The 25,924-nt window shown below is 60.3% G+C and carries 24 protein-coding genes and 2 pseudogenes; 13 read left to right on the plus strand and 13 right to left on the minus strand.

Annotation, left to right across the window (positions count from 1 at the left end):
• Nucleotides 1-48: 48 nt before the first annotated feature.
• The 3 genes and pseudogenes from U3654_RS08615 to U3654_RS20485 form a co-directional block, all read left to right on the plus strand.
• Nucleotides 49-798: a HAMP domain-containing sensor histidine kinase gene (locus U3654_RS08615; protein ID WP_324754926.1), complete on the plus strand. Its 750-nt coding sequence runs from the start codon at nucleotides 49-51 to the stop codon at nucleotides 796-798.
• A 153-nt stretch (nucleotides 799-951) separates the two neighbouring features.
• A pseudogene (locus tag U3654_RS08620) lies at nucleotides 952-1,134 on the plus strand (IS3 family transposase); the annotation flags it as partial.
• 2 nt (nucleotides 1,135-1,136) lie between these two features.
• A pseudogene (locus tag U3654_RS20485) lies at nucleotides 1,137-1,229 on the plus strand (integrase); the annotation flags it as partial.
• Between the two features lie 79 nt (nucleotides 1,230-1,308).
• On the opposite strand, the gene U3654_RS20490 reads toward U3654_RS20485, so the two are convergent.
• Nucleotides 1,309-1,497, minus strand: a complete 189-nt coding sequence (locus U3654_RS20490; RefSeq protein WP_416384567.1) for an integrase core domain-containing protein — start codon at nucleotides 1,495-1,497, stop codon at nucleotides 1,309-1,311.
• An 864-nt stretch (nucleotides 1,498-2,361) separates the two neighbouring features.
• On the opposite strand from U3654_RS20490, the gene U3654_RS08625 reads away from it, so the two are divergent.
• Entirely contained in the window at nucleotides 2,362-2,727 is a 366-nt protein-coding gene (locus tag U3654_RS08625; RefSeq protein WP_324754927.1) for a DoxX family protein, read from the plus strand.
• 617 nt (nucleotides 2,728-3,344) lie between these two features.
• Here U3654_RS08625 and U3654_RS08630 read toward each other — a convergent pair.
• Nucleotides 3,345-4,010 (minus strand): L,D-transpeptidase, encoded by a 666-nt coding sequence (locus tag U3654_RS08630; protein WP_324754928.1) that lies wholly within the window; start codon nucleotides 4,008-4,010, stop codon nucleotides 3,345-3,347.
• An 80-nt stretch (nucleotides 4,011-4,090) separates the two neighbouring features.
• On the opposite strand from U3654_RS08630, the gene U3654_RS08635 reads away from it, so the two are divergent.
• Entirely contained in the window at nucleotides 4,091-4,300 is a 210-nt protein-coding gene (locus tag U3654_RS08635; protein WP_324754929.1) for a hypothetical protein, read from the plus strand.
• A 145-nt stretch (nucleotides 4,301-4,445) separates the two neighbouring features.
• Entirely contained in the window at nucleotides 4,446-5,381 is a 936-nt protein-coding gene (locus tag U3654_RS08640; RefSeq protein WP_324754930.1) for a YihY/virulence factor BrkB family protein, read from the plus strand.
• 106 nt (nucleotides 5,382-5,487) lie between these two features.
• Here the strand turns inward: U3654_RS08640 and rsgA are convergent, their stop codons facing one another.
• Both rsgA and U3654_RS08650 read right to left on the minus strand, forming a co-directional pair.
• Complete coding sequence (rsgA, locus tag U3654_RS08645; protein WP_324754931.1) at nucleotides 5,488-6,522, minus strand: ribosome small subunit-dependent GTPase A; 1,035 nt, start codon at nucleotides 6,520-6,522, stop codon at nucleotides 5,488-5,490.
• 428 nt (nucleotides 6,523-6,950) lie between these two features.
• Nucleotides 6,951-7,253, minus strand: a complete 303-nt coding sequence (locus U3654_RS08650; protein ID WP_324755257.1) for an SH3 domain-containing protein — start codon at nucleotides 7,251-7,253, stop codon at nucleotides 6,951-6,953.
• A 449-nt stretch (nucleotides 7,254-7,702) separates the two neighbouring features.
• On the opposite strand from U3654_RS08650, the gene U3654_RS08655 reads away from it, so the two are divergent.
• Both U3654_RS08655 and U3654_RS08660 read left to right on the plus strand, forming a co-directional pair.
• Nucleotides 7,703-8,191, plus strand: a complete 489-nt coding sequence (locus U3654_RS08655; protein WP_324754932.1) for a hypothetical protein — start codon at nucleotides 7,703-7,705, stop codon at nucleotides 8,189-8,191.
• Nucleotides 8,176-8,820 (plus strand): hypothetical protein, encoded by a 645-nt coding sequence (locus tag U3654_RS08660; protein WP_324754933.1) that lies wholly within the window; start codon nucleotides 8,176-8,178, stop codon nucleotides 8,818-8,820. Before U3654_RS08655 ends, U3654_RS08660 begins: the two co-directional genes overlap by 16 nt.
• 276 nt (nucleotides 8,821-9,096) lie before the next feature.
• Here the strand turns inward: U3654_RS08660 and U3654_RS08665 are convergent, their stop codons facing one another.
• From U3654_RS08665 to U3654_RS08680, 4 genes are all read right to left on the minus strand, one after another.
• A complete protein-coding gene (locus U3654_RS08665; RefSeq protein WP_324754934.1) occupies nucleotides 9,097-9,873 on the minus strand; it encodes a hypothetical protein in 777 nt (258 codons plus the stop codon).
• Nucleotides 9,870-11,165, minus strand: coding sequence for a hypothetical protein (locus tag U3654_RS08670; protein WP_324754935.1), 1,296 nt, complete (start codon nucleotides 11,163-11,165; stop codon nucleotides 9,870-9,872). The genes U3654_RS08665 and U3654_RS08670 overlap by 4 nt, the downstream gene beginning before the upstream one ends.
• Nucleotides 11,166-11,235: 70 nt before the next feature.
• Nucleotides 11,236-11,967, minus strand: a complete 732-nt coding sequence (locus U3654_RS08675; RefSeq protein ID WP_324754936.1) for an Asp/Glu racemase — start codon at nucleotides 11,965-11,967, stop codon at nucleotides 11,236-11,238.
• On the minus strand, nucleotides 11,964-13,064 hold the full coding sequence (locus U3654_RS08680) for an anhydro-N-acetylmuramic acid kinase (protein WP_324754937.1): 1,101 nt from the start codon (nucleotides 13,062-13,064) through the stop codon (nucleotides 11,964-11,966). The genes U3654_RS08675 and U3654_RS08680 overlap by 4 nt, the downstream gene beginning before the upstream one ends.
• Before the next feature lie 63 nt (nucleotides 13,065-13,127).
• Between U3654_RS08680 and tyrS the strand changes: the two genes are divergently transcribed.
• Nucleotides 13,128-14,378: a tyrosine--tRNA ligase gene (gene tyrS, locus U3654_RS08685; protein ID WP_324754938.1), complete on the plus strand. Its 1,251-nt coding sequence runs from the start codon at nucleotides 13,128-13,130 to the stop codon at nucleotides 14,376-14,378.
• Nucleotides 14,379-14,446: 68 nt separating this feature from the next.
• Here tyrS and aroB read toward each other — a convergent pair whose 3' ends face one another.
• Together aroB and U3654_RS08695 are read right to left on the minus strand one after the other, a co-directional pair.
• The gene (gene aroB / locus U3654_RS08690; protein ID WP_324754939.1) at nucleotides 14,447-15,559 is read right to left on the minus strand and encodes a 3-dehydroquinate synthase; all 1,113 of its coding nucleotides are present in this window, start codon (nucleotides 15,557-15,559) and stop codon (nucleotides 14,447-14,449) included.
• Entirely contained in the window at nucleotides 15,556-16,134 is a 579-nt protein-coding gene (locus U3654_RS08695) for a shikimate kinase (RefSeq protein WP_324754940.1), read from the minus strand. Before U3654_RS08695 ends, aroB begins: the two co-directional genes overlap by 4 nt.
• Nucleotides 16,135-16,224: 90 nt before the next feature.
• Between U3654_RS08695 and U3654_RS08700 the strand changes: the two genes are divergently transcribed.
• The 4 genes from U3654_RS08700 to U3654_RS08715 all read left to right on the plus strand — a co-directional run bounded on the left by U3654_RS08700 (nucleotide 16,225) and on the right by U3654_RS08715 (nucleotide 20,308).
• Nucleotides 16,225-16,374 (plus strand): hypothetical protein, encoded by a 150-nt coding sequence (locus U3654_RS08700; RefSeq protein ID WP_324754941.1) that lies wholly within the window; start codon nucleotides 16,225-16,227, stop codon nucleotides 16,372-16,374.
• Entirely contained in the window at nucleotides 16,364-17,905 is a 1,542-nt protein-coding gene (locus U3654_RS08705; protein WP_324754942.1) for a hypothetical protein, read from the plus strand. Before U3654_RS08700 ends, U3654_RS08705 begins: the two co-directional genes overlap by 11 nt.
• A complete protein-coding gene (locus tag U3654_RS08710; RefSeq protein ID WP_324754943.1) occupies nucleotides 17,902-18,873 on the plus strand; it encodes a tyrosine recombinase in 972 nt (323 codons plus the stop codon). The genes U3654_RS08705 and U3654_RS08710 overlap by 4 nt, the downstream gene beginning before the upstream one ends.
• Before the next feature lie 127 nt (nucleotides 18,874-19,000).
• The gene (locus U3654_RS08715) at nucleotides 19,001-20,308 is read left to right on the plus strand and encodes an HlyC/CorC family transporter (RefSeq protein WP_324754944.1); all 1,308 of its coding nucleotides are present in this window, start codon (nucleotides 19,001-19,003) and stop codon (nucleotides 20,306-20,308) included.
• Between the two features lie 13 nt (nucleotides 20,309-20,321).
• On the opposite strand, the gene U3654_RS08720 is transcribed toward U3654_RS08715, so the two are convergent.
• The 3 genes from U3654_RS08720 to U3654_RS08730 all read right to left on the minus strand — a co-directional run bounded on the left by U3654_RS08720 (nucleotide 20,322) and on the right by U3654_RS08730 (nucleotide 25,896).
• Nucleotides 20,322-21,806 (minus strand): inorganic phosphate transporter, encoded by a 1,485-nt coding sequence (locus U3654_RS08720; RefSeq protein WP_324754945.1) that lies wholly within the window; start codon nucleotides 21,804-21,806, stop codon nucleotides 20,322-20,324.
• Nucleotides 21,807-21,922: 116 nt separating this feature from the next.
• Entirely contained in the window at nucleotides 21,923-24,343 is a 2,421-nt protein-coding gene (locus U3654_RS08725) for an FAD-dependent oxidoreductase (protein ID WP_324754946.1), read from the minus strand.
• A gap of 122 nt (nucleotides 24,344-24,465) precedes the next feature.
• Nucleotides 24,466-25,896 carry a DUF2254 domain-containing protein gene (locus U3654_RS08730; protein ID WP_324754947.1) on the minus strand — a complete coding sequence of 477 codons (1,431 nt, stop codon included), beginning with the start codon at nucleotides 25,894-25,896 and terminating at the stop codon, nucleotides 24,466-24,468.
• Nucleotides 25,897-25,924: the final 28 nt, after the last annotated feature.

A 25,924-nucleotide genomic window follows, 5' to 3' on the forward strand; every position in this document is an offset into this window, starting at 1 on the left:
CAGACATAACAACCGTCCATATGTGACTTCAAGATTTGTAGGTAGACAATGAGCATCAATACCAAACGCCAACCCCACCACGCAGAATTGCAAGAGCTTGACGCGGATTCCGGCTCCGAGGATTTTGAAGAATTCGTTTACCTGCTGAGCCACGACATTCGCAACTCCGTGCGCGCCTTGCTGGAATTGCCACAGTGGATCAGAGAAGATTTGGCCGCCACAGGTCATCGCATCGATGGATCACTGGCCGAGAGCTTTGATCTTATGGACACCCAGACGCGGCGGTTGGATCGCATGTTGGTGGACTTGCTGGCCTATTCTCGCATCGGGCGCAAACAATCTGTGCAATCCATGAATTTGGCAGAGACGATCCGCGAGATCATCACTGAATTGCGTCCGCCAAAAGGTTTCCAAATCACGTGCGATCTGGATTGCATGACCGTTCAGATGGGAGAGCAGGACATTTTTACATTGCTGACGGCGCTGATCTCCAACGCGATCAAGCATCATCACAAGGAAGGTGGGATTATTCAAATAAAGTCTTGGAGCGAGGGAAGGGATTGCGTCATTCGCGTCCAAGACGATGGCCCCGGCATTCCCGAACGGCAGCGCGAGCGGGTCTTCGCCGCCATGACGACCCTCAAACCGCGCGATGAAGTCGAAGGTAGTGGAATGGGATTACCCATCGTTCGCAAGATCGTCGCCGTCTATGGCGGGCGCGTGAGCTATGGCAGTATCCATGACGGCTCGGGCACAGCTTTGGAAATACGCCTCGGCGCTGGGCTTTCGCGTATCTAACCCTTCTAAGATCTTGCGATATTGAGGAGGCGCAAATTCAATGTCTGCTCGGCAAGTACTCTTTCAGGTTCCGCGCTTAAAGCACTGCGCTGAGCCTGTCACGATTTTGTGCCGCTCCTTTGATAGCATATTCTGCAACGGGGGATATGAACTGTGGGACAGATACGGAGGGACCACTTCCGCAATAATGGGGTGCGTATCACTCTCATCAGTCGACTGGCAAACAAACAGGTGGCGAACGATCTTGGTGCCGGCATGCCGACGCTGAATAAGTGGATCACCTGGCATCGAGAAGCGGATGTTGTATCAAAAGAAGATCTGAGCCTTGGGTCCAAACTCTATGGTTTAGTCGCTTTCATGACCGCCTGCACATCTCAACCCGTGAGTACTCGCGGACCGTCAGCGATTGGCTCACGTCGATCGATTTGGAAACGACGACCTGAACTGGCCCTGCATTTTCCGACAAGTTTGCGGAATAGTTAAGATGCATTTGATTTTTGCTCGTGCTGTTTATTGTGCCATCGCTTGGATGAAATATGCAGCGGCGGCCGTGCGCTTATCAAGGGCAGTATGAGAGCGCTCTAATTTGTAGAAACCGATCCAATTGTTAATGATCCGCTTGACTTGGAATCCATCGGTGATCTCGTGCAGATTGACGGCCTCCTGTTTCAGAGATCGCCAAAGGCGTTCGATAAACATGCTGTCTAATAACGGCTCCGCCCATTAATTACCGGCAGGTGGTTTGTAGAATCACCGCGCGGCATTGAGGTATTGATATCGGCCTTGGTCAACGTCGACATCCAACCAGCGCCTGTGCCTTGGCTGCCTTGATTTATATTCATTATCTCCAGCTTGCCGTATCGGGCGATTACGCCCGCCAGCTCTTCGACGCAAAAGCTGGCGTCCAGCGTGTTGTAAAGCCGCTAGGGCAGAATTTTGCGGGTTGTCCAATCCATGATTGCTACCAGATACGGAATCCCTATTTCATGGGGATGTATGTGATGCCGCTACACCAGACCTGATTGGGCCGCGTGATTGCTAGCTTTCTCAGCATGTATGGATAAATGCTGCGCTGCGGTTGTTTCTTGCTGGTGTTTGGGCCTTTTCAGATAGCCTGAAAACGCCGGCCATGCCTTCAATCGCCTGCCGCTTACATGTGTTAACCTGCATTGGATGCAGTTGCCGCTTGGCTGCGACCTCTTAAACCGTCTTGTCGCCGCGCAGGGCCTCCAAGCGCCGCAGCAGTCTTGAACTTATCCGAAAAGTTCGGTCGCTCCGTCATTCTCGTATCCATTCATCTGCGTTGGATACATCTTAGCACGCCGTTTAATTTCGCCGGACCACTTCGGTCTACGACACTCTTTCGATGCGGCGGACCAAGGTATCCTAGATTCAGAAGAGGACTGACAACTTGCGGGCCGGTCAAGTCTTGTTGAGGTAACTCAAGATGGATAGCACAATCAAATATCTCGACATTGACTCAGAAGATGCCTTTGCGATTGTAGAATCCGTTGAATTGCAATCGTTTTGTCCGCTCGAGATAACTTGGCAAAGGAGTCCCTAATGACTGACGTTATGAACCTCGCAGGGCGGATTCTGATTGCGTTTCTCTTCTTTGCAGGCGCAATTCAGAAAGTTGTGGATCCGGCAGCAGCGCAGACGATGATCGCCTCAATCGGACTGCCTGTTGCGTTCATCTGGCCTATTGCGCTTTTCAATCTGGTCGCCGCAGTCTGTTTGGTGATCGGTCCGGGGATCGGCCGCTGGGCGCTGATCATGGCAGTCTACTGCATTTTCACCAGTTGGTTTCACTGGCAACTCCGCGCCGACCCATGGCAAGTGACGATCATGGCAAAGAACTGGTCGATTGCCGGGGGTCTGCTGATCCTCGCCGCACAGGGGCCGGGCCGCTTCTCAATATTTCGCTGATCCAAGCGCCCCCCGACCAAGTAACTCACTTCGCAAGCCAAGCGGCGCTCACTGCGATGGATACAAAGTCCGCCGTTGGAGAAGAGGTATTGATCATCTGCATTTGAAGGGATGCTTTCAGGCTGACAGATTACCCGCCATGACCACTTTACACGATAGACCATAGCAAACGGTAAAGAAGGCTAGAGGTGCGCGCTGCGGCACGGAAAGCACTGGTTCTTCAAAGCGAAATCAAGCATTGTTGCTGAAACTAAGGGAGATACGTTCTATGAAAAAATTTGTCTGGCTATTGGGGTCCACGACGTTATTGCTTGCGGCCTGTGAAGAGTATGAAGGCGGGAGCAGAGGTGCATCCGGTCAATTCATCAATGACCTGCCGGAGGGCGTACTTGCGCTTGCCGCCCCGTACCAAGATCTGAACGCTGTCCAGCTTGATCCATCGAGTGGATGCTATATCTATCGTCACTCTGGCCCAGTCGAGACTACATTCCTGCCGCTGAGATCCAGAGAGGGACGACCGATTTGCTTGCAAAAAGTCGAGGCGAGCCCAGAGAGCTAAGCCGATAGCTGAGCAAACAATCGAGGGGTCATTCCACCCTCGTCAGATGACTTTTTGATCAGCTTCGGGCCGAGACCCGATCTTCGGGCGGGTACAAATAGGCCGTCGATCCGGTCGAGACATGTTCATAAAGACTGTTGATATGTGCCATGACCATGCGAACACACCCTGAACTGGCCCGGCCTCCGATAGAGCGTGGTTGGGGTGAGCCGTGGATACGCAAGTAGGTGTCCCGATTGCCAACAAACAGGTAAAAGGCGCGCGATCCGAGTGGGTTATTTGGTCCACCGTTCATGCCGTCAGCGTGCTGGGTATAAATGCCAGGATCGCGCTTTATCATGGCGGCAGTCGGAGTCCATGTTGGCCATCTGGCCTTTCGGCGGATCGTATAGGTGCCCGGTTCATAGAGATTCCCGCGTGCGATCGCGACCCCGTACCGCATCGCGGTGCCGTCGTCGCGGATATGATAGAGATATCTCGCCACTGCATCGACATGAATATCCCCGGGAGTGAGGCCGGCATTCGCCTCAACACGCTGAGGCAAGAAGCGCGGATTGAAACCCCAAGGATTTGACGTGGCGGGGTCATAATTCGCAGGCGTTACCTGAGCATCCCATTTCGACCATTTTGATCTGTCAGATGTTGGGGCAGCCCAAACAGCGCCGGAAATGGGGGCCGAAAATAGAGCCGCAGCCGAAGTTACGAAATGGCGTCTGGTCAGCATAGGTCCACGATCCTTGTCTGCGGCGGCTCGATTAACAGTTGCCCGCCAAGGTATGCATCATCAAGCAAAGATCCAATCACGTGCCTGTGTCTATACTAAAAGCGGTTGGTAGTGGCAAAAATACAAACGCCAAAGACCCAAAGATCGCCAAAGGAGTTGTTCTCTGGAACGTGATAAATGAGCAAAGCGGGCTTGATCCTGACCTCCGCCGTTTTAAGCGCATAGAGGCCGCATTGCAGGTCACTGCGATCATTGCGCCAAAGATCACGGCGGTCATGAATCCCGTTTGAACACAGTCACCAGTGCACTGACACTTTCAGTCCATGCCTGCCGCCCGCAGACTTCTTTGTGGTGCGCCCTGTGTGATGAAGGTATTCTTTGATCAGCCCGTGCGTCTTGGAGCGTGCGGGTATCGCATGTGCGCGGAGCCAGAGCATGAATGCCAAGTCGAGTCAGGACCCGCGGCGCGAGACCGTTATGACCCACGGGGTTCTTAGCGAGAACCCAGAAGAGCTGTTCCACGGCAAGGGATGGCGTGTCGCGCGGGCCGTCCTGCGGGAAGCGATCCTGAGGCTTTGGAACGACGATGCGTTCGGACTGGCGGGCAACATCGCCTTCCGCGCCCTGCTGGCGCTTTTTCCGTTTCTGATCTTTACCAGCGCGATGACGGCCTTCATAGGGGACCGGTCGATGGCCAACGATCTCGTCGATTTTTTGATCGCTATCGTGCCGTCACCCCTGATCGAACCGATTGTGTCAGAGGTCGAAAAGGTGATGACGGTCCCGCGCGGCGGCGTCCTCAGCGTCGGTATCCTGCTAACGATCTGGTTCGCGGTGGGGGGCGTCGACGGTGTCCGTGTCGGGCTGAACCGCGCCTACGGAATCCGCGAAACGCGATCAGTGTTCATAGTCTATGGGGTTCAGGTCGCTATAATCGTCCTCGCCAGCCTCGCTCTCGTGCTGGTCGGCTACCTTCTGGTTTTCGCGCCACGGGCCGGGTCGTGGCTGCACGCGCTCATACCGGGTTTCGATCCCGCGTCGGTTACGGTCAGGTTGATCCGCTTTCCTGCTTCGGCGACCATTTTCGTGGTCGCGCTCTTTGCGGCGCATGTGATTCTGCCCGCGCGCCGCACCACGTTTTCCAACATATGGCCGGGGGTAGTTTTTACCGCAGCCGCATGGACGGTCCTTGCCACTGCCTTTTCGTTTTACGTGGGGAGCTTTGGCACCTACGCCAGCTACTATGCCGGCATGGCGGGGATCATCGCTGCCCTCTACTTCATGTATCTTGCGGCGCTTCTCCTGATCTTCGGGGGTGAGCTTAATCGAGCGCTCCGGATCAGGCGTCTTGCCCGAGCCCTGAGCGACTGAGGATGCCAGTCCCGAAGACCGCGCAAGACCTTGGAATGTGAAACCCCAGCAGCAAAGCTCGCCGAGTGTGTGGCGACCGTCGGTGGAACCCACCGCGCAAACTATCTCAGTTCCGTTTACCCTTGGCTTTTTGAATCTTGTTGTTGCGAGGCCCAGACTGAATGGGGGTGTTGGTTCGGTTCTCCTTCAGCAGCTTGCGCCACCGGTCAAGGCGCTCGGGATCAAGCGTGCCAGCAGCGATTGCGGCTTGGACCGCGCAGCCGGGTTCATGGGCATGTGTGCAATCACGAAAGCGGCAATTGGGGGCAAGTTCGACAATTTCCGCAAACAGCATATCAAGCCCGGCTGAAACCTCGCTAATATGGAGCGTTCGCATTCCGGGCGTGTCGATCACCCAGCCACCACCGTCAATCGCATGGAGCGAGCGTGACGTCGTCGTGTGGCGCCCCTTGGCGTCTGCCTCGCGAATGCCGCCCGTTGGCTGCGCGTCCTCGGGCGACTTGAATGATAGCGTATTCAGCAGTGTCGACTTTCCCACACCGGACGACCCGACAAGTGCGACGGTCTGCCCCGGGCCGCACCATGGGGCCAATGTCTGGGCCGCCTCTGGTGCTTTTGCGTTTACCGTGACGACGGCCAGCCCGCGTTGAAGCGCCGCTGCCTGCTGCAGGTAGGGCGCGGCATCCGCTGTCTGATCGACCTTCGTTAGGACGATCACCGGATTGGTCTCGGCCTCGTTGGCAAGGGCCAGATAGCGCTCAAGCCGTGCGGGATTAAAATCGTCATTGCAGGAGGTAACGATAAAAAGCGTATCCACATTCGCCGCAATCAGTTGTGGATGTCGGCCACCTTCGGTCCGCCGTTGCAGCAGGGCCTGCCTGTCCAACCGGCGGACCAGCATATGGGTCTCAGGCTCGACAAGGACCCAATCCCCCACGGCAAAATCCGTCGTATTGGCATGAGCAGGTAGGTTCAGCCTAGATGGGCCCGCCTCAGATTCCGCAGTCAGCCTGGAACGGTGGACAGTTGCAATGCGCATCGCCACCAGTTCGGCCTCATCGGGATGCAGTTGGTCGCCAAAAAACGACGACCAGCCGAGGGCGGCCAAGGACAATGATACCTGATCAGATGAATGGGTCACGACAGCCTGAATGGCCGCCACTTCAGGTTATTGCAAGCCTTTCTTGTCAGGATCGGCGTAGCGAATAACGTCTAGGGTAGCAGGCAAGTGGTTCATTCACCGGCCACAGACGACGCGTCAGATCCGATGCTCGCTCAGATGACGGTGCGCCGACGCGTCTCAACCGATGCGAATGTGGATATCGGCGGGAAAGCTATCTATCCGGCAGCAACCCTGTTTGCCGCTGATCCACAATTTCGGTGATCGTGAGCGAAGACATTCACCCTCAACGTCGCTTTCAAGCACTGCCAAACCGAGGCGCGGATCATGGCGAGCCTAAAGCGTTTCGCGAAAAACCTGAATCACAGATTTTCGTGAAACGCACACGACATATCAGCGTTGCGCGCGTTTCGCCTTTATCTGATGGCTCAGGTTGAAGGCGAAACGCTTTAGATTTTGCGCAAATAGGCCCAGGAGACATACCCTCTCAGCCCGCTTGCCTTCCTCAACGAGACTTTGCACCAACGGGTCCCGCCGGTCCGCTCGCAACTATGGACTCGCAAGGCGGTGCCGTTCGGAAGGCCGACGATAACGCTGTAGCCAATTCCAGGCCCTCCACGCATTTTCAGCATGTCATCAGCCTCGACACCAGTAACCTCGTAGAGTCCAGCCGGGCCGCCGTCTGCGGGCTGACAACCGGGCACGGCCCCCAGCACGACTGCGGCGAGCGCGGCAAAGATAGCTCTGCGCATCATTTTCTCCTGTTTCCTGCCTCGCCCACATTGTAGGCCGTCGCGCACTTGGCAGGCAACCGCGTTATAAGCCAAACGCCATCCGCCGAAGGAAGTAATGACCTAGCCGCAGACTGCGACAATTCAGGCGGCGGCCACGGAAATGGCTGCAGAATTTCGCTTGCATTGTCTTGCGGGGGTGACCCTCGCTAGCTGCAAGCCACCCCACCCCTAAACCAACGGCGGCACTACGACTGCCGCATCGAAGTATCGGATTGATCGGCCAATGGTCGGTATTGACCGATCACGTTTAACGGGCGCTTTGGGCAAGCCGAGTATGATCCGCCGCGCAGCCGCAAGTGGGCTATGAGCCTGAGACAGTCCAGGTTTGCCGTCGCAATCGTTGCCGCTCGCAGAATTTCGAATTCAGTTCTTGGTTCTATGCTAAAGTCCCAACTAGCGAGGGCCCGATGATAGCCAATATGCTCAAACACTTCACCTTCGCCTTGCTTCTGGTCTTCGCTTTGACCGCCGAGGCACAAGAAAACGGGCTGTTGGGCGGCAAAGCCTTTACAGGCATGATCGGACCGTCAGAAAATCCCGATCTAGCCGACACTCTCTATTTTAACCAAGGCCATTTTTGGTCCGACATATGCACCCGCTGTGGCTTTGTTCCTGGACCCTATATCGCCCAAGAATCCGACGGTGACATTGAATTCAGCGGCACCCTCCAAAGCGAAACTCGTGGCCGCTTTGACTACGACGGAATCATCGGGCCGAAAGGCGGCATCGTCGTTTCGATCACGTGGGAACGCCGTCGCTGGTACTGGACCTCCACACGCGAGATAATGTTCGCCGGGCAACTATCGACATCGCCGCAAACTGATTCAATTTCAGAAATCCACCGTCAAATGGAAGCATCAGATCCAGATGCAAATCCCCTATGCGCCCGCTTCTGACGCGCCTTTGGGACAGACGAAGGATCGTTGTTTTCTATGGTTTTCTCCTGTTGTGTGGATGGCTGCTGGGCGGCGTGCTAAAGGAAATAGCTGTCCCCGAGATGCGACCAATGAACGAACCGGCGATCCATCTAGTGGTGATGAGTGCGTTCGTGCTATTCGTCGTTTTAGCGGCAATCCCGTTTGTGCCCGGTGCCGAGGTCGGCTTTACTCTTTTGCTGATTTTTGGCGGTCAGGCCGCGCCTTTGGTCTATTTCGGTATGGTGGGCTCTTTGATCTTTGCGTACGTCGTCGCACGGTTGGTGCCGGCCTCATTTCTGGGCCTTGCTCTCAATTGGTTCGGTCTAAGAAAGGCGGCTAATCTCATCTTGGAACTTGACGCGGCACACCCCGATGACCGGCTTAATATGCTATCTCGCATCACGCCGCGCGGGGTCAGTCAACGATTACTGCGACACAGGTATCTGCTGTTGGCGGTCGCTCTCAACACACCGGGCAATTCACTTTTGGGCGGCGGTGGCGGGCTGGCATTCGTTGCAGGCGCATCTCGGCTTTTCGCGTTCTGGCCTTTTCTCGCAACTATCATCTGCGCCGTGGCGCCCGTACCACTTTTCTTCCTACTGACTTGAAATCGGCGTTTCGTGAACCGCATCAAAGTTCTGCGCTGCTTTCGTTTCCGGAGGACAAATGCTGCGGCATAGTCGACCGGTAACCACGCAAAAGCTGCGGCGCAAGATCGCCAGAAGGGCCGGTTTTGGCAGTTCCTATCGATCAGGTGGTCTGGTCGATATGTTTAATCTACTACAAAGCCATGTGTGACAGACCTGTGCTAATTATCAGCGGGAATAAATATACCAAGGTATGGCTATATCCGACGCCCTCCCACCAAAGGTTCTGCCGCCCACTCAAGCGTCCCCATCACTAGTAATCAGGCGATACTCCCGCAATTCTTCGGGCAAAAGCAGATAGATATCTTCTGGCGCCGTTGCGAGCGCTGGCCGCATCAGGCGGATATCGACGTCCATGTCGTCCAAATACTCCATGACCTCACCTTGGCCGCGCTGAATATCCGCGACGGCCAAAAAGGCGGGCAGCACCGTGTTTTTGCCGAAATAATGCTGGTGCACGCCCACCTGCGCGCCCGCGCCGACGCGGCGCGTCGTCCCGGCGGCCAGAATGTAGGGACAGGCGGAAAAGCACACGTCACCGGCGTCGATCTCCGTCGCCAACTCGGCCGCGCGAATTGCACGCCCAATTCTGAGCGCGTCGCGCACCGAGCCGCCGGGACTGCTGAGGGCAACGCGCTCCAGCCCGGTCTCGGCCTCCAATCGTTCGGCCACCCGCACATCGTCGCCGGGGGCAATCTCGCCCGTCAGGCGCAGTGTGCCACCTTCGCGCAAAAACTCGAGTCGGTTTGGCATGTCGCCGGTGTTGCGGTAGGGCCGCTCGGGTGCGCCGGGGCCGCGCGGCGGCAGAGGCGTGTCGCGTGGCGCATAGCGGCGCGTCTGATCGCCGGGCGCGACCGGCATCTCGACCCCCGGCGCGCCCGAGGGCCAGCCAAGGCGTGGCAGCGCGCCCAGTACGTCCGACCCGGCCAACAGCGCGGCCATGACCAGCTGCAGGCCCAGCACCCCGTAAAGAACGCGCCGTGCGTCCCAGCCGACTTGCGCCTCGTCACTCATGGCGTGCGATCCGCGCCGTTCGGGCTTTTCTCGACATCCGGCACAGGTGCGCTCTGCGGCACCGGGCGGCGCACTTCGTCCATTTCGTGCAGCACCATCATCGCCGCGCGCAACTCGGACAGGGTCAAGGTCTGCTCGATTCCTACGCCCTCGCGGCCCGAACGGATCGCGGCCTGTGCCACCATCAGAATAAACACCAGCACGGCAGGCAGCAGGTCAATGGCGATGGCCCCGGCCCATGACGGCGCGAAATTTCCGGCATAGCGGATCACCGCATCGGCCGTCGAAATCGGCGTATAGGTCGTGTCGGCTGGCGGCGGCATGGCCACTACGGTATCGGCAGCACTGCGCAGCGTATCGGCCCGCTGGCCCAGCACCTGAAGCACCGACGTGATCGTGCTTTGCTGATCGCCGCGCGCCGCGCCGGTACGCCCGTCCAACTCGGGCAGCACCACGGACGCCGCCAGATCCTGCGCCGCGCGCGACACTAGCGGTGCAACCGACAGCTGGCGCAACTGCGTGATGATCCCGGCCAGCCTCACCGCCTCTTCGGAGAACTGGACCGAGCGTGGCTCGACCGGTCCCGGCTCGACCGTCAAGGCGCGCATCCGGCTGAGGATCGCGTTACCCTCGATGAACGCCCCGTCGACCAGCGGCTGCTGGCTGGCGATCTGTGCCTCAAGGCCGCGCAGTTCGTCCGACTTCTGGCTCAGCACACGGAACACCGCGCCGCGCCCGGCGAGGCCCGAGAGGTCTCCGTTCGCCTCCTGCGCGCTGAGGTCCTCAAAAGACTGCCGCACACGCGCCACGTCCCGCTCCAGTCCCTGCGCCGAGACGGCGATCAGGTTCGCCTGCTCAAGCGAGCCCTGATATTCCTGCACCGTTTTTGCCAAATGCTGCTCGACCGCCGCCGAGCCTGCCAGCGCGGCAGCGTTCAACCAAGACGACATGGCGATGATCGCGAGCGATCCTATTCCCATCGACACCAATAGCCCGATCCGCGAGGCCATGCTGCGCACCGATGGTAAAAGCCGCATGAGATAGGACCAAAAGACAAAGATGCCGACCGAAACCGCGATCGAATACGACGCGGCGGCAAAGAAACTGAGCGCGCCATTATCGTCCAGCAGCGACGAAACCCCGAGATACGTGTATATGCCCGACGCAGTCGCCAGCACGCCAAGGGCCGCGCCCGTGATGCTGTCCAGCCAGCGCACGTGGCCCTCCAACTCGGCGGCGTAGCGCACGCCCTGCGCCTCGGCCCGTGTGATCTGTGCCTTGGTCTCGGTCATGTGGTACCCCGCTCCTGCCCTGTCATCCGCTCAATATGGGGTCGCATGCCGTTATGGCAAAACGCGCTTATCACCCGAACAGTCGCCCCGGCCCCCAACCGGCAGCGTCCACCCCCGCCAGCCTCAGCAAATGCCAGATCAGCGCCTGATTCGAGGTAACGACCGGCAAGCCGGTCTGCGCCTCGACCTCTTCGATGATCGTGAAGGTCTGCAAATTCGTGCAACTGGCAAAAAGCGCGTCGATCCCGGGCGCCCTAGCCGCCTCAAGCAGCGCGGCACGGGTCGAGGTCGGGTCAATGCGCGCAACACGTCGGTCGTCCCCCTCGGCAAAGCTGACCTCTTTTGCCACCTCGATGCCATTGGCCGCGAGCAGCGCGCGCATCGGTGCCGTGACGCTGGCGACATAGGGCGTGACCATGCCGATCCTCTGCGCGCCCAACTGCCCCAGCGCCGCGATCACGGCGCTGATCGGATCGCTCACTTTGGCGTCGTTATGCACGCTGCGGATCTGTTCTGCCACGCGCGCCTGCCCGATCACAGTCGCACCCGACGTGCAGCCATAGCCGATGACGTCCAGCCCGGCGGGCAGCAGCGCGGCGGCAACGGGCATCGCCGCGTCCATCTGTGCAAGGGTTTCGGGCGTGATCGCGCTCGCGACGGGGATGCGCGCGTGCAACAGCTGCGCATCCCGCCCCGCCAGAACCTCGCGCGCCTCGAATTCCAGCGTCTCGTCCGTCGCCAGCACGATCAGGCCCAGTCGCGCGCCGCCTCCTGCGCCGTCGTTTAGAACATAGTCCATCATGCGCTTTCCGGTTTGCTCAGCGTGCCGCCTGATACTGCCGCACGCACGCCGGTCGTGGCGGCGCACGACGTCGGCAGGCCACGGGCCACCCGCACAGCGAGATAGCCAAAGGCCTGCGCCTCCAGCATGTCACCATCTAGGCCGACATCCTCGACCGGCGCCACCTCGCAATCAAGCGCAGCGCGCAGCATGTCCATCATCACTGGATTATGCCGCCCGCCCCCCGTGACCAGCAGGCGCGCCGGCGGTGTCGGGCAATGCTCCATCCCGCGTAAAACGCCAGCGGCGGACATCGCGGTGAGGGTTGCGGCGGCATCCGCATCGCTCAACTCGCCCACAAGGCCGATCATGTCGGCAAATGCGTCGCGGTCCAGCGACTTGGGCGGCATTTTCAGAAAATATGGTTCATCCAGGAATAGTTCCAGCGCGCCCTCGGCCACCATGCCGCCTTTTGCGAGCCTCCCCCCCTCGTCGTAGGGCAGGCCGCGGCGGGCCATCATCAGATCATTGATCGGGGCATTCGCGGGGCCGGTGTCAAAGGCGATCAAAGCGCCTGTATCCTCGGGGCGTCTGGCCTTGGGGTCGACCCACGTGAGATTGCCGACTCCGCCCAGATTGAGGAAGGCAACCGGCGCATCCGCCCCGATATACCGCGCGCAGGCAAAGTGGAAAAATGGCGCCAGCGGCGCGCCCTGCCCGCCAAGGCGCACATCGGCGCTGCGAAAATCCCAGACAACCGGCAGTCCGAGCGCCTCGGCCAACGCCGCGCCGTCGCCCAACTGGTGGGTGCCGCGTCCGTTTGGGTCATGCGCCAGCGTCTGCCCGTGAAAACCGACCAACTCGGCCTTATCGAATCCGCTCAGCGCCTCCGTGTGGGCCTGCATCACCACGCGTTCGGCAGCGGCAACATCACCGCCGGGCCAAAGTCCCAACGCAGAATTCAGGACTGCCTGCTCATCCGCCGAATACGCGCGGTAACGGCTGGCGCCAAAGCCATGGATGACCTCGCCGTCCGTTTCGATCAATGCGGCGTCAACCCCGTCCAGTGACGTCCCAGACATCGCGCCCAAGGCCCATACGCGGCCCGTCTTCAACATGGTCTTTTCCTTTGCCTGATGCGCACCTATACATGCCGCGCAAACCAAGCCGGGACAAGCGCCATGACCTACCACCCCAAATCGGACTTTCTCAACGTGATGATCCAGCGCGGCTATCTGGCCGATTGCACCGACATGCAGGGGCTGGACGAGCGCCTTATGGCGGGCGTCGTCCCTACCTATATCGGATATGACGCGACCGCGAAATCGCTGCATATCGGGCATTTGCTGAACATCATGATGCTGCGCTGGCTGCAAAAGTCCGGGCACAAGCCGATCACGTTGATGGGCGGTGGCACGACCAAGGTAGGTGATCCCAGCTTTCGCGCGGATGAACGGCCCTTGCTGACGCCTGAGGTGATCGACGAGAACATCAGCGGCATGCAGCAAGTGTTCGCGCGCTATCTATCGTATGGCGACGGCGCGACGGACGCGATGATGGTCAACAACGCCGAATGGCTGGATGGGCTGAACTACCTCGATTTCCTGCGCGACATCGGACGGCATTTCTCAGTCAACCGGATGTTGTCGTTTGAATCGGTCAAGTCGCGGCTGGATCGTGAACAATCGCTGAGCTTTCTCGAATTCAACTATATGATCCTTCAAGCCTATGATTTCATGGAACTTAACCGCCGCTATGGCTGCGCCCTGCAAATGGGTGGATCAGATCAGTGGGGCAATATCGTCAACGGTATCGACCTGACGCGTCGGGTGATCGACGGGCAGGTTTTCGGTCTGACCTCGCCGCTTTTGACCACGTCGGACGGGCGCAAAATGGGTAAATCCGCCGATGGCGCGATCTGGTTGAACGGCGAAATGTGCAGCCCCTACACATTCTGGCAGTTTTGGCGCAACACCACCGACGCCGATACCGGGAAGTTCCTCAAACTCTATACCGAGCTGCCGCTCGACGAATGCGAGCGTTTAGGTGCGTTAGGAGGGTCCGACATAAACGAAGCCAAAGTGATTTTAGCCAATGAAGTCACAAGCCTACTGCACGGCGTTGATGCAGCAAAAGCCGCCGAGGCGACTGCGCGTGAAGTGTTCGAAAAAGGGGGCGTTGGGGACGACCTGCCGACATTGGTGCTGGAGCCGGGCGAGGTCGCGGGCGGTGTATCAATCGTGCAGCTAATCGTGCGCGCAGGTTTGGCGAAATCGGGCAAGGATGCCAAGCGGCTGATCGCTGAGAACGGCGCGCGCATGAATGACGCACCGCTAGAGGATGCGGGGCTGATGATAGACGCCGTTGCATTGGCGCAGCCGATCAAGCTAAGTGCAGGCAAGAAGCGTCACGCGCTGGTAAAGCTGGGCTAAAGGATCAATCGGTCGCGCGTACGGAATTCTGCCGATCCTGATTGCTTACAGTTAGATGGCATACGATCTTAACGTGCGGCCAGCGCATCTTCCAGAACCGAGATGACAGCCTTTTTGGGCACATCCGACGTGACGAACGCCTCGCCAATTCCGCGCGCGAGGACGAAATGCATCTGGCCTTCCTGCACCTTCTTGTCCTGTTCCATAAGCGTCAGTAGACCATTTGAATCGGGCAACTCACCTTTGATATCAGATAGATCAACCTTCATCTTCATGTCGCGCAGATGGGCACGCACGCGGCTGGGGGTTTCCTGTGCGCATAGGCCAAGACGAGCCGACAACTCAAACGCCAGCGCGCAGCCAATGGCGACGCCCTCGCCGTGTAGCAGACGGTCGGAGTAGCCAGTCGCCGCCTCAAGCGCGTGACAAAAGGTGTGGCCAAGGTTCAGTAGCGCGCGGTCGCCCTGCTCGGTTTCGTCGCGTGCGACGATTTCGGCTTTCATCTGGACCGACCTTGCAACCGCATGGATGCGTGCGGGCATGTTGCCTGCGGCCATGGCGGGCGCGTTGCCCTCCAGCCAGTCGAAGAAGGTAGCGTCGCCAAGCAGGCCGTATTTTACAACTTCGCCGTAACCCGCCAGAAAATCGCGGCTTTTCAGGGTCGCCAGCACATCAGTATCGGCCAACACGAGGCTGGGTTGGTGAAAGGCGCCGATCAGATTCTTGCCCTTGACCGAATTGATGCCCGTCTTACCCCCAACCGAACTGTCGACCTGCGCCAGAAGGCTGGTGGGCACCTGAACAAAGCGCACACCGCGCCGCAGAATTGCCGCTGCGAAGCCGACAAGATCGCCAACGACACCTCCGCCCAGGGCAATAACAATATCGCCGCGCTCGACCTGTGCCTCTAGCAGCCATTCGGTCGTGCGCTCCAGTTGGGCCCAGCACTTCGTTGCCTCGCCGGGCGGCAGCGCCAAGGATGTCATGTCGATCCCGCTAGAGGTCAGACCAGCGCGCAGGCCCTCCAGATGCAGCTCGCCGACGGCCTCGTCGGTGACGACGACGACCCGCTTGCGGCGCAAGAGTGGCGCGATCAGCGCGCCGGAGCGTGCCAGCAGACCTGGGCCGACATGCACGTCGTAGGCACGCGTACCAAGGGGGACATGGATGATATCGCTCATGCTGTTTCCAATATGCCGGGCCGCGCGGCGAGCGCCTCGATCACGCGGGTTGTCATTATGTCGATCGTAAAGCCTGCACAGGAGACTACCTCGATATCCGCCTGCGCATAGATCGGCGTGCGCGCCTCGTAGAGTGCGCGCAGGGTGGCGTGAGGGTTGGGCGTGCGCAGCAACGGGCGCGTGTCCTTGTTCTTGACCCGGCTCCAGAGCAGATGCAGATCGGCGTTTAGCCAAACCGACACGCCCTTGGCCGAAATAAGCGCGCGGTTGCGCGGCTGCAGGAACGCGCCGCCGCCGGTGGATAATATGCTGCATCCGTCGGACAACAGGCGGTCGATCACCTCTGTCTCGCGGCTGCGAAAAAACGCCTCACCGTCACGGTCAAAAATCTCGGCGATGCTCATGGCGGCTGCAGTTTCGATTTCTGCATCCGAATCGAGGAATGGCACGCCCAGACGGGTGGCCAGTGCCTTGCCGATCGCTGTTTTGCCGGCGCCCATCATGCCCACCAGCACCACAGTCCTTCTCAAGGTTGCTGCCGCCTTTTCGGCCACACTCGGCACTCCCCCGCCCATAAATTGTATCCGGCCATTGAATGACGTGATATTGGGCGAAAGGCCAGTTATAAGTTGGGCAAAACGGATCAAACCGCAGGCAGGCATATAGTGTTCAGACTCATCAAGTGGTTGTTTTACCTCGCCATCCTCGGCTTTGTTGGGCTGGTGGGTTATGCCTATCTGGGCCCATTCTTTGGCGCGGACTTCACACCCCCGGCAAGCGAGATTCGTCAGGACATCCTGTTAGATGCGCAGTAACGCAGCCTTGGCGCTCGCGCTACTGACGCTAATGCCTGCACCGCTGACGGCGCAGGAGGGCCTCGCGCGCCCTCTTTCGGCCATCGACTGGCTGGATCAGGGAACAGGCGACGTGCTGTTCTCGCCCGCCCCGCCGTCCATTAGTGAGCCGCCCGTCGCTGGCCGGGTCAGTATTCCCAATGTCGACGTAACGCCGCTGGCCGCAGCGACAAGCGGGGCGGTTGGCCTCTTGCCGCCGTCGGTCACTGGCTTGCCGCCTGACCTTTGGGCGAAAAGTGACGCGGGCAAACTGGTCAGGCTATGGCGCGGGGCACGTCAGCAACCTTCGCCAGCGATTGCCGCGCTTTATCATACACTTCTGCTGGCCGAGGCTGAACCGCCTCATGGTGCGCCGGACGCCTATCTGCGCACTCGGGTTCAGATGTTGCGCCGCTTTGGCGCGGTTGAGCCAGCGCTGGAGCTGCTGGCGCGTGCGGGGCCCGAAACGCCCGCACTCTTTGCCAGCTGGTTTGATCTGGCCCTGCTGGCGGGCGCCGAAACCGAGGCCTGCACCGCCTTGCGGGACGCGCCGGGGTTGATGGCAAATGACGCGGCACAAATCTATTGCACCGCCCTGACTGGCGATTGGCGCACCGCCGCGCTGCTTTATGATACCGGCACGGCGCTGGGGACAATCAAAGGCACCGAGGGCGCGCTGCTGGGGCAATTCCTCGACTCCGAGCTGGCCGAGGCGGCTGCCCTGCCGCCGCCTAGCGCTGAACCCACACCGCTTGAGTTTCGCCTGTTCGAGGCCATCGGCTCGCCGCTGCCGACACGCAGTCTGCCGCTGGCGTTCGCCATGGCCGACCTCCGCAGCACTGCCGGCTGGAAGGCCGAGATTGAGGCAGCCGAGCGTCTGACCCGCGCTGGAGCACTGGCGCCCAACCGCCTGATGGGCCTCTACACACGCCAGCGGCCTTCGGCGTCGGGCGGAGTGTGGGATCGGGTCGCCGCCGTCCAAGATCTCGAGGCAGCGCTGGACGCAAGCAATCTGGGTGGGACCGGCGTCGCGCTGAATGTCGCCTGGCAGCAGATGCGCGACGAAGGGCTGGAAGTCCCGTTCGCCCAGCTATTCGCCGAAAAACTGCAAGCCGCCGGTGTGCCGCCCCGCCAGCGTGATCTTGCATTCAGCATGGCCCTTCTGACCCCAGCTTACGAGGCCGCAGCCGACAAGGCCCCCGACGGGCGAAACGCGCGGTTTCTGGCTAGTCTGGCACAGGGCCGCCCAAATGCCGCACTGGCGAACGGCCCAATCGAGAGCATCATCGCCAGCGCCTTCACGACCCCCCCCGAGGCGGCGCCAGAGCACGCCTATCTGATCGACCAGGGCAAACTGGGCGAGGCGATCCTGTCGGCCGCATTGCAATTCGACCGCGCGGACGGCGATCCGGGCGAGATGGCCAGCGCCCTTGGCACGATGCGCGCCGTCGGGCTGGAGGACAGCGCGCGCCGCGCCGCACTTCAGACGCTAGTCCTGGGGGATGGCGCGTGAGCAGCGCCGCGCAGTGGTGCGCGACTTTCCTTGAGGCGCAGGCCGCCGAACAGGGTGCCGCACGCAACACGCTCGAGGCTTATGCGCGCGATCTGACCGATTTCACCGGCTGGCTGACGCGCAAGGCCCTCGCGCCCGATACCGCACAACAGACCGATATCGAACGTTACCTCATTGACCTTGAGGCGGAAGGGCTGGCCAAATCCACCCGGGCGCGGCGACTGTCAGCGATCAAGCAACTCTATCGCTTTGCCTTTGAGGACCGCTTGCGCGCCGACAATCCCGCGATGCAGATCAAGGGGCCGGGCCGCGATGCGCGCCTGCCCAAGACGCTGAGCGAGGAAGAGGTCGACCGCCTGCTGGCCGCCGCCCGCGATGTGGGGCGCAATGCGCGCGATCGTTGCCGCAACACCTGCCTGATGGAGCTGCTCTACGCCACCGGGATGCGGGTAAGCGAGCTGGTGTCCCTGCCCGTCGCCGCAGCGCGCGGCAATCCGCAGATGCTGTTGATCAGCGGCAAGGGTGGCAAAGAGCGGATGGTGCCCCTCTCGCCCCCCGCGCGCGCGGCGTTGCAGGACTGGCTGGCGATGGTCGAGGTCCAAGGCGAGGCGGATCGGGTCAAGGGGACCGCGCCATCGCCCTACCTGTTCGCGTCGTCGGGCAAATCCGGGCACCTGACACGCCACCGATTTTACGTGCTGATCAAGGAACTGGCCGTTCATGGCGGTGTCAGCCCTGACAAGGTCACACCGCACACGCTGCGCCATGCCTTTGCGACGCATCTGCTGGCCAATGGCGCCGATCTTATGGCGATTCAGGCGCTGCTGGGTCATGCAGACGTGGCCACGACCGAGATTTATACCCACGTCCTCGACGCCCGCCTGCAAGCGCTGGTGATGGACCATCATCCCCTGTCGGACAGCGCCAAGGCCAAATCTGGCGACGCCAGCCCCTCGAGCGACAAATAACGGGCAGCAAGCGCTGTATCGGTAGCCCAGAGCAGCCGCACATCGCGGCCCGTGCGGTGGCATGATCCCTTGATCGCAGACGCCGCGCAGCCCATAACCCCCGTGGCAAAAGAGGACACCAGCCCAAATGGACGCGATCAGCCTGACTTTCGACGCCGCCTTCTGGATGACCGTGCTTGCGATTCTGGGGCTTCTGGTTTTGTCGGGCCTGTTTTCCGGCAGCGAGACCGCGCTGACAGCCGCCTCGCGCGGCAAATTGCGCGCGCGCGCCGACAAGGGCGACACCGGGGCCGAGCGTGCCCTTATCATCACCGAAGATAACGAGCGGCTGATCGGGTCAGTCCTACTGGGCAACAACCTCGTCAACATCCTCGCAACGTCACTCGCCACCGCGCTCTTTACGCGCCTCTTCGGCGAATCGGGCGTGGCGCTGGCGACGCTGGTAATGACAATCCTCGTGCTGGTCTTTGCCGAGGTGCTGCCCAAAACCTATGCCATCACCAATGCCGAGGTCGCAGCCGCCCGCGCCGCGCCGATCATCACCATCGTTATCCGCCTCTTTTCACCCGTGGTGTCCGCGGTGCGGGTTTTCGTGCGGCTCATCCTACGGCTCTTTGGGGTCAAGACCGACCCCGACGGCCAGATCCTCGCCGTTCGCGAAGAGATCGCAGGCGCGCTATACCTCGGCCATTCCGAGGGCGTCGTCGAAAAGGAGGACCGCGACCGCATCCTGGGCGCGTTGGATCTGGGTGAGCGTGCGGTCGAGGAAATCATGCGCCACCGCAGTGAGATCGAGATGATCGATGCGAGGCTTGAGCCGGTTGCGATCCTCGATCAGTGCCTGAAATCGCCCCATACCCGCCTGCCCGTCTATCAGGATGATCCCGACAACATCATCGGCATCGTTCACTCCAAGGACCTCCTGCGCGCCATGCATAAACTGGCTCTTGGCGAGGGCGGCAACGCGACCGCGTGGCGCAGTTTCGACATCACATCAGTGGTTATGAAGCCCTATTTCGTGCCCGAAACCACCACGCTTGATGACCAGATGCGCCAGTTCCTGCGGATGCGCACGCATTTCGCGCTGGTGGTAGACGAATACGGCTCGCTTCAGGGTCTCATCACGCTCGAAGATATCCTGGAGGAGATCGTCGGCGAGATCACGGATGAATTCGACACCGATTCCGAGCACCCCATCAAGCGCAGCGACGACAACCAGTACCTCGTCGACGGCGCCATGACGATCCGCGACCTGAATCGCGCGACCGACTGGTCGCTGCCCGATGACGCCGCCAACACCATCGCCGGACTGGTCATCCACGAGGCGCAGATGATCCCCAAGGTCAATCAGGTGTTCAACTTCCACGGCTTCAGGTTCGAGGTGCTGGCGCGCAAGGCAAATAGGATCACGCGGCTGAAAATTGGGAAGCTGTGAGGCTGGGCGCGCGCTAACCCACGACCGCGTTTATCAGCACAAAGATCGCGCCCGACAAAGTGGCCGCTGCAGGCACGGTGATGATCCAAGCCGCAATGATGGTCATGAAATGCGAGCGCCGCACCAACTTGCGGTGCCGCCGCTCCTGAGGGGCAAAGGTGGTCCTGTCCGGCATATCCAGCTGCGCCTTGCGAATGCGCCGCTTGGTATCCCATTCGCGGAAGAATCCGACGCCGAAAACTCCGCCAACAGCAATGTGGGTCGAACTGACGGGCAAGCCCAGCCAGCTGGCCACGATGACAGTGATCGCTGCCGATAGCGCGACACAATAGGCCCGCATCGGGTTCAGCTTGGTAATTTGGCCGCCGACCATGCGGATCAGCTTGGGCCCAAAAAGGAACAGGCCAAAGGAAATACCAAACGCACCGATTACCATCACCCAGAACGGCAGGCTGACCGCGTCCGTGAAGCTGCCCGATTGCGATGCCTGCACAATAGCGGCGAGCGGCCCCACCGCATTGGCCACATCATTGGCACCATGTGCAAAGCTGAGCAGGGCCGCAGATATGACCAGTGGAATACCGAACAGCACCTTGAGCGATTTGTTCCGATTCTCCAGCCCGCGCGACTGGCGGCGGATCAGCGGGATCATCGCCAGCCAGACCGCGATACCCAGCGCCGCGCCGATGGCCAGCGCGAGCGGCAGGTCGACGTCTATGAGGTGTTTCAGCCCCTTCAGCGCCAGATAGGCCGCAAAGGCACCGGCCATGATTCCGACCAGGATAGGCACCCAGATGCGCGCTGCTGCGATCTTGTCCTCTCGGTAGATGATGCGCGATTTGATCAGCCATAGGAAACCCGCCGCGACCGCGCCGCCCAGTATTGGCGAGATGACCCAGCTGGCTGCAATCGCGCCCATGGTCGGCCAGTTGACCGCGGCAAATCCGGCGGCGGCGATGCCCGCCCCCATAACGCCGCCCACGACCGAATGTGTGGTCGATACGGGCGCGCCGATCCATGTGGCTAGGTTGACCCACAGCGCCGCCGACAGCAGAGCCGCCATCATCGCCCAGATAAAGACCGACGCGGTCCCCATGCTTTCGGGCGCGATGATGCCCTTGGCGATGGTCGACACCACATCGCCGCCGGCGAGAAGTGCGCCCGCACTCTCGAAGATGGCTGCAATCGCGATGGCGCCGCCCATGGTCAGCGCATTTGCACCAACGGCTGGCCCCATGTTGTTGGCCACATCGTTGGCGCCGATATTCAACGCCATGTACGCCCCCAGGCAGGTCGCAATGACAACGATCATCGCATTGCTGCTATGCCCGAAAAACAGCATCGCAGCGATACCTGCCAGTAAAACGAACACCAGCCCGATGCCCGGCCCGACCATTGGACGTGCCACATAAGCCGTCGCCAGTTCGAGTTTGGAGTAGCGCGCCAGATCGCGGTCCAGCGTATCAAGGTGGCGCGGATCGCCCTGCCCGTCGGTCATGTTAATCATCCCCCTAGTTGGGTGGGACGACTAGCGCCGCAAGGGCTACCAAGGCAACCACCCAATTCAGAGTTTGGGTGAAAACTTGCACTATTTCTGCCGCGCGCGATCCGGTTTTACCCCCGCAGCTTTGCCCCGGTCGCATCAAATGGCGGCTCCGCCAATATCATCGCCTTGTGCGGCCTCCCCAGCACCATGACCTCAACCTGATCGCCCGCCTTCGCGCCCTTCACATAGCCCAGCGCAAGGCTCATCCCGACCGAATAGCCATAGGCGCCGGACGTCACGCGCCCGATACCGGCGCCGTCCTTGAAAATCGGCTCGCCACCGGTCGCGTCGGCGTTTGAGGCGGTGGTATCGGCCTCATTGAGGTGCAGTAGGACCAGCGTTTCGCGAGCGTCCTTTTCCATGACCTTAGCCACTGCATCCTTGTGCAGAAAATCCTTATCCATCTTGACCAGACCGGCCAGCCCCACCTCTTGGGGCCAGTATTCGGGGCTGTATTCGCGGCTCCAACTGCCATAGCCCTTCTCGATGCGCAGGCTCATCAACGCGCGGCTGCCGACGGGGCCTGCGCCCAATTCGCGCCCTGCCTCCAGCAACGCAGTGTATAGCTGCACCTGATCGGCGGCGGCGCAATGCAATTCCCACCCCAGATCGCCGGTAAAACTGACGCGCAGGGCGAGGCATTGCACCCCTGCCAATTCGATTTGTTGGGATCGCATGAACGGAAAATCGACTGTCGCCAGCGAGGCATTTGTCAGCCGCTGAAGCATTTCGCGCGATTTTGGGCCAGCCACGTTAAAGCCACAGGTCGCCTCGGTAAGGCTCTCGAACACCGTCCCATCTGGCAGCGGCACCATCTGAAAGAACCGCGCATGATACCGCTCGGCCATGCCCGATCCTATGATCCAGAACTCGTCCTCGCCGGTGCGTGTTACGGTAAAATCGCCCGCAATGCCGCCCCGCACCGAGATCAGCGGCGTCAGACACGAGCGGCCCACGGTTTTCGGCATCCGATTGGCAAAGACAGCGTTCAGCCAATCCTCGGCCCCAGCCCCGGCGCAGCGGTATTTGGCAAAGTTCGAAATGTCGATAATTCCCGCAGCCTCGCGCAGCATCCGCGCCTCGGCGCCCACCGGCGCCCACCAATTCTGGCGGGCAAAGCCGTTGGTGTCGACCACCCCGGGCTGATCTGCGAACCACAATGGATGCTCCCACCCGTAGTTAAGGCCAAAGACGGCGCCCATGTCCTTTTGCATCTGATATGCGGGCCGCACACGACAGGGGCGGCCTGCCGCGCGCTCTTCATTGGGGAAATGGATGGCAAAGCGGTTGGCGTATTGGTCACCCACCTTCGCCTTGGTGAATGCCTTGTCGGCCCAATCGCCGAACCGCGCCATGTCCCACGCGAACATATCATAGCGCATCTCACCCTCGACGATCCAGTCCGCGACCATCAGGCCCATTCCGGCGGACTGGCTGAAACCGGGGATGATGCCGTTGCAGCAGAAATACCCCTGTTTCTCGGGCACGGGGCCAAGGATCACATTGGCATCGGGCGTCCAGATCATCGGGCCGTTGATGACCCGCTTGATACCGGCCGCGCCCGCCACTGGCACGCGCTCTATCGCGCGCATCATGTTATCCTCGATCCGGTCCAGATCGTCGGCGAACAGTTCATGCGCGAAATCCAGCGGCGTGCCATTCTCGGCCCAGAATCGCATGTCTTTCTCGTAGGCACCGATCAGCAGGCCCTTGCCCTCCTGGCGCAGATAGTATTCGCCGTCGCGGTCAGCAACGGAGGGCAAACGGCGATCCAGTACAGCGATCTCGGCAATCGTTTCGGTCACAAAATACTGGTGCTCGGTCGGTTGCAGCGGCAATTCTACCCCCGCCAGTGCCGCCACCTCGCGGCCCCATAGGCCCGCGGCATTGATGACCCAAGGCGTCGCTATATTGCCCTTGGGCGTCTCGACGATCCACGTGCCGTCGGGTTGATGAACGGTCGCCATAACCGGAGTAAAGCGATGAATCTCCGCACCGGCCGCCCGCGCACCGGCCGCGTAGGCCGCCGTGACGCCAGAGGGGTCCACATTGCCGCCATCGGGCTCCCACATGATGCAGCGGATGCCATCGAAATCGACCAGCGGGTGAAGGCGCTCGGCCTCCGTCCTGTCCACCTCATGAAAGTTCATGCCATATAGCTTGGCCTTGGCCGCCTGCAGGCGCAGTTGGTGTTCGCGCGCCTCTGTCTGGGCCAGATAGAGGCTACCGGGTTGAAACACTCCGCAGCTCTGGCCCGTCTCGGCCTCGAGCCGGTTATAGAGCGTCATGGTGTAGTGCTGAAGGCGGCTGATATTGGCGCTATCATGCAATCCATGGATGTTGGCCGCCGCGTGCCAAGTCGACCCTGACGTCAGTTCATCGCGCTCTAGCAGGACGACATCGCTCCAGCCCAGTTTCGTCAGATGATATAGGATCGAGCATCCAATGACGCCCCCGCCGATCACGACAGCCTGTGCGTGGGTTTTCATCTATGCGCTCCTTTGCCCGCTCTGCGTCCAGTTTGGCGGTGGATCGGGGCACGCACTTGCCTTACTGCGACAAGACGCGTCGCAGTAAGGCAAGTGCGTGCTTTCCCCAGAACATTTGCGGCTCAGGTTTGCGTCACGCGCACGCGCAAGCGCTCGTCGACGCTGGCCAGCAGGCGCTCGCGGTCGGGGGCAAAATCCATAGCCTCGACCGCACGGCGCAGCGCCATTTCAGCATAGTCAAAGGCGGCGTCGCGCAACCCTTTGTCGGGATGGCGCATCAGACCCGCCAGCGTCGCCTGTAGCCGGAATTGCACCTCGTACAACTGCGCTCCGTCGCGGGTCAGCGAGCCGAAACCGTCATCCAGCAGATCGGCGGGCTTTAGCGGCGGCACCCAGAGCCGGTCCAGTTCGGGGCCGCCCTCACGCGACTCGCTATTCTCATCGGCCTCGTTGGAATAGCTGGACAGGATGCGCCCGACGCGCGTGATGATGTCGATGGCTGTGCCGGGATCGTTGATGCCGGGCGACAGAGCCTTTGATGCGATCTCGCCCATCACGACAAGGCCAAAGCGCGGGTCCTGATCGTAGTCGCGCAGATCAATGACGTTTACATGGTCGCGCACCAGCGACAGGAATTCCTCGCGATCGTCCTCGGTCACGTCGCCTTCGACCCATAAAAGCGGCTCGTTGAGGAAAATATAATACCCGATAGGCTGCGGCAGATAGAGGCGCACGTCGTATCGCTCGGCCACGGCGTTCAGCCCTTCGGGATAAATATGCTGGATGTAGCCGCTTTGATCGGACTCGATTGACCAGGCGGCGTTCGGCACAGCGCCATGCAACGGATTGGCCCCGAGGCAGGGCGTCTTCAACCGCTCCTGAAAACGCTCCTTTGTAATGTCCTCAACCTGCCGCGTGGTGTGCAGGAGGCTGCCAAACGTCTGCAAATGCAGCACCCAGCGCACCAGCGACCAGACCACATAGGCCAGCACCAGAACCGTTAGCCAAAAGATGATCAGCGCGTGTTCGTCGCGGAAAACGCTCGTCTCGCGCAGAATGATCGCAATCAACGCATAGACCCACGCGCCAATAAAGGCCGCCAGAGTCTTTTGGGTCGTGGAATCCTGCATGATCAGCTGATGGACCCGCGGCGTCCATTGCGAGGCCGAACTGCGATAGACCGATACCATCACCGTCATGGAAAAGATCGTGACCGATAGCATGGCGCTGGAAATGATATTCAGCAGGCGATCCGCCGACGCGCCGGTCATCCGCGAGGCCATGCTATCAGGCACGAAAGTCTCGATAATCTGGGTAATGCCCAGTGCTATCAGGGACAAAATGCCCATAAACATGACCCGCACCCACAGTTTGCGGGAATATTTGCGCGCCTTGCGCCATAGGGTCGCGGGGATGAGCAGGATGTCGTTCATATGCCATCGCATATAGGACGTTTCCATCAGGTTCCAGTGAAACGCGGCGACATCCTTGCGGTCCGTTCGCGACACATCCCGTCGCAGCCGCACATGCGCGCCACCCCCGACCGGTAGCATTCTGAACGCAAATCGGGAGGGACGTCAC

This window comes from Roseovarius sp. Pro17, assembly GCF_035599575.1.
Lineage (GTDB): Bacteria > Pseudomonadota > Alphaproteobacteria > Rhodobacterales > Rhodobacteraceae > Roseovarius.

Coding starts and splice junctions, on each gene's coding strand:
- U3654_RS08615 (WP_324754926.1), top strand. CDS start 49: ATGAGCATCAATACCAAACGCCAACCCCACCACGCAGAATTGCAAGAG.
- U3654_RS20490 (WP_416384567.1), bottom strand. CDS start 1,497: ATGTTTATCGAACGCCTTTGGCGATCTCTGAAACAGGAGGCCGTCAAT.
- U3654_RS08625 (WP_324754927.1), top strand. CDS start 2,362: ATGACTGACGTTATGAACCTCGCAGGGCGGATTCTGATTGCGTTTCTC.
- U3654_RS08630 (WP_324754928.1), bottom strand. CDS start 4,010: ATGCTGACCAGACGCCATTTCGTAACTTCGGCTGCGGCTCTATTTTCG.
- U3654_RS08640 (WP_324754930.1), top strand. CDS start 4,446: ATGAATGCCAAGTCGAGTCAGGACCCGCGGCGCGAGACCGTTATGACC.
- U3654_RS08650 (WP_324755257.1), bottom strand. CDS start 7,253: ATGCGCAGAGCTATCTTTGCCGCGCTCGCCGCAGTCGTGCTGGGGGCC.
- U3654_RS08655 (WP_324754932.1), top strand. CDS start 7,703: ATGATAGCCAATATGCTCAAACACTTCACCTTCGCCTTGCTTCTGGTC.
- U3654_RS08660 (WP_324754933.1), top strand. CDS start 8,176: ATGCGCCCGCTTCTGACGCGCCTTTGGGACAGACGAAGGATCGTTGTT.
- U3654_RS08665 (WP_324754934.1), bottom strand. CDS start 9,873: ATGAGTGACGAGGCGCAAGTCGGCTGGGACGCACGGCGCGTTCTTTAC.
- U3654_RS08670 (WP_324754935.1), bottom strand. CDS start 11,165: ATGACCGAGACCAAGGCACAGATCACACGGGCCGAGGCGCAGGGCGTG.
- U3654_RS08675 (WP_324754936.1), bottom strand. CDS start 11,967: ATGATGGACTATGTTCTAAACGACGGCGCAGGAGGCGGCGCGCGACTG.
- U3654_RS08680 (WP_324754937.1), bottom strand. CDS start 13,064: ATGTTGAAGACGGGCCGCGTATGGGCCTTGGGCGCGATGTCTGGGACG.
- tyrS (WP_324754938.1), top strand. CDS start 13,128: ATGACCTACCACCCCAAATCGGACTTTCTCAACGTGATGATCCAGCGC.
- aroB (WP_324754939.1), bottom strand. CDS start 15,559: ATGAGCGATATCATCCATGTCCCCCTTGGTACGCGTGCCTACGACGTG.
- U3654_RS08695 (WP_324754940.1), bottom strand. CDS start 16,134: ATGGGCGGGGGAGTGCCGAGTGTGGCCGAAAAGGCGGCAGCAACCTTG.
- U3654_RS08705 (WP_324754942.1), top strand. CDS start 16,364: ATGCGCAGTAACGCAGCCTTGGCGCTCGCGCTACTGACGCTAATGCCT.
- U3654_RS08715 (WP_324754944.1), top strand. CDS start 19,001: ATGGACGCGATCAGCCTGACTTTCGACGCCGCCTTCTGGATGACCGTG.
- U3654_RS08720 (WP_324754945.1), bottom strand. CDS start 21,806: ATGACCGACGGGCAGGGCGATCCGCGCCACCTTGATACGCTGGACCGC.
- U3654_RS08725 (WP_324754946.1), bottom strand. CDS start 24,343: ATGAAAACCCACGCACAGGCTGTCGTGATCGGCGGGGGCGTCATTGGA.
- U3654_RS08730 (WP_324754947.1), bottom strand. CDS start 25,896: ATGCTACCGGTCGGGGGTGGCGCGCATGTGCGGCTGCGACGGGATGTG.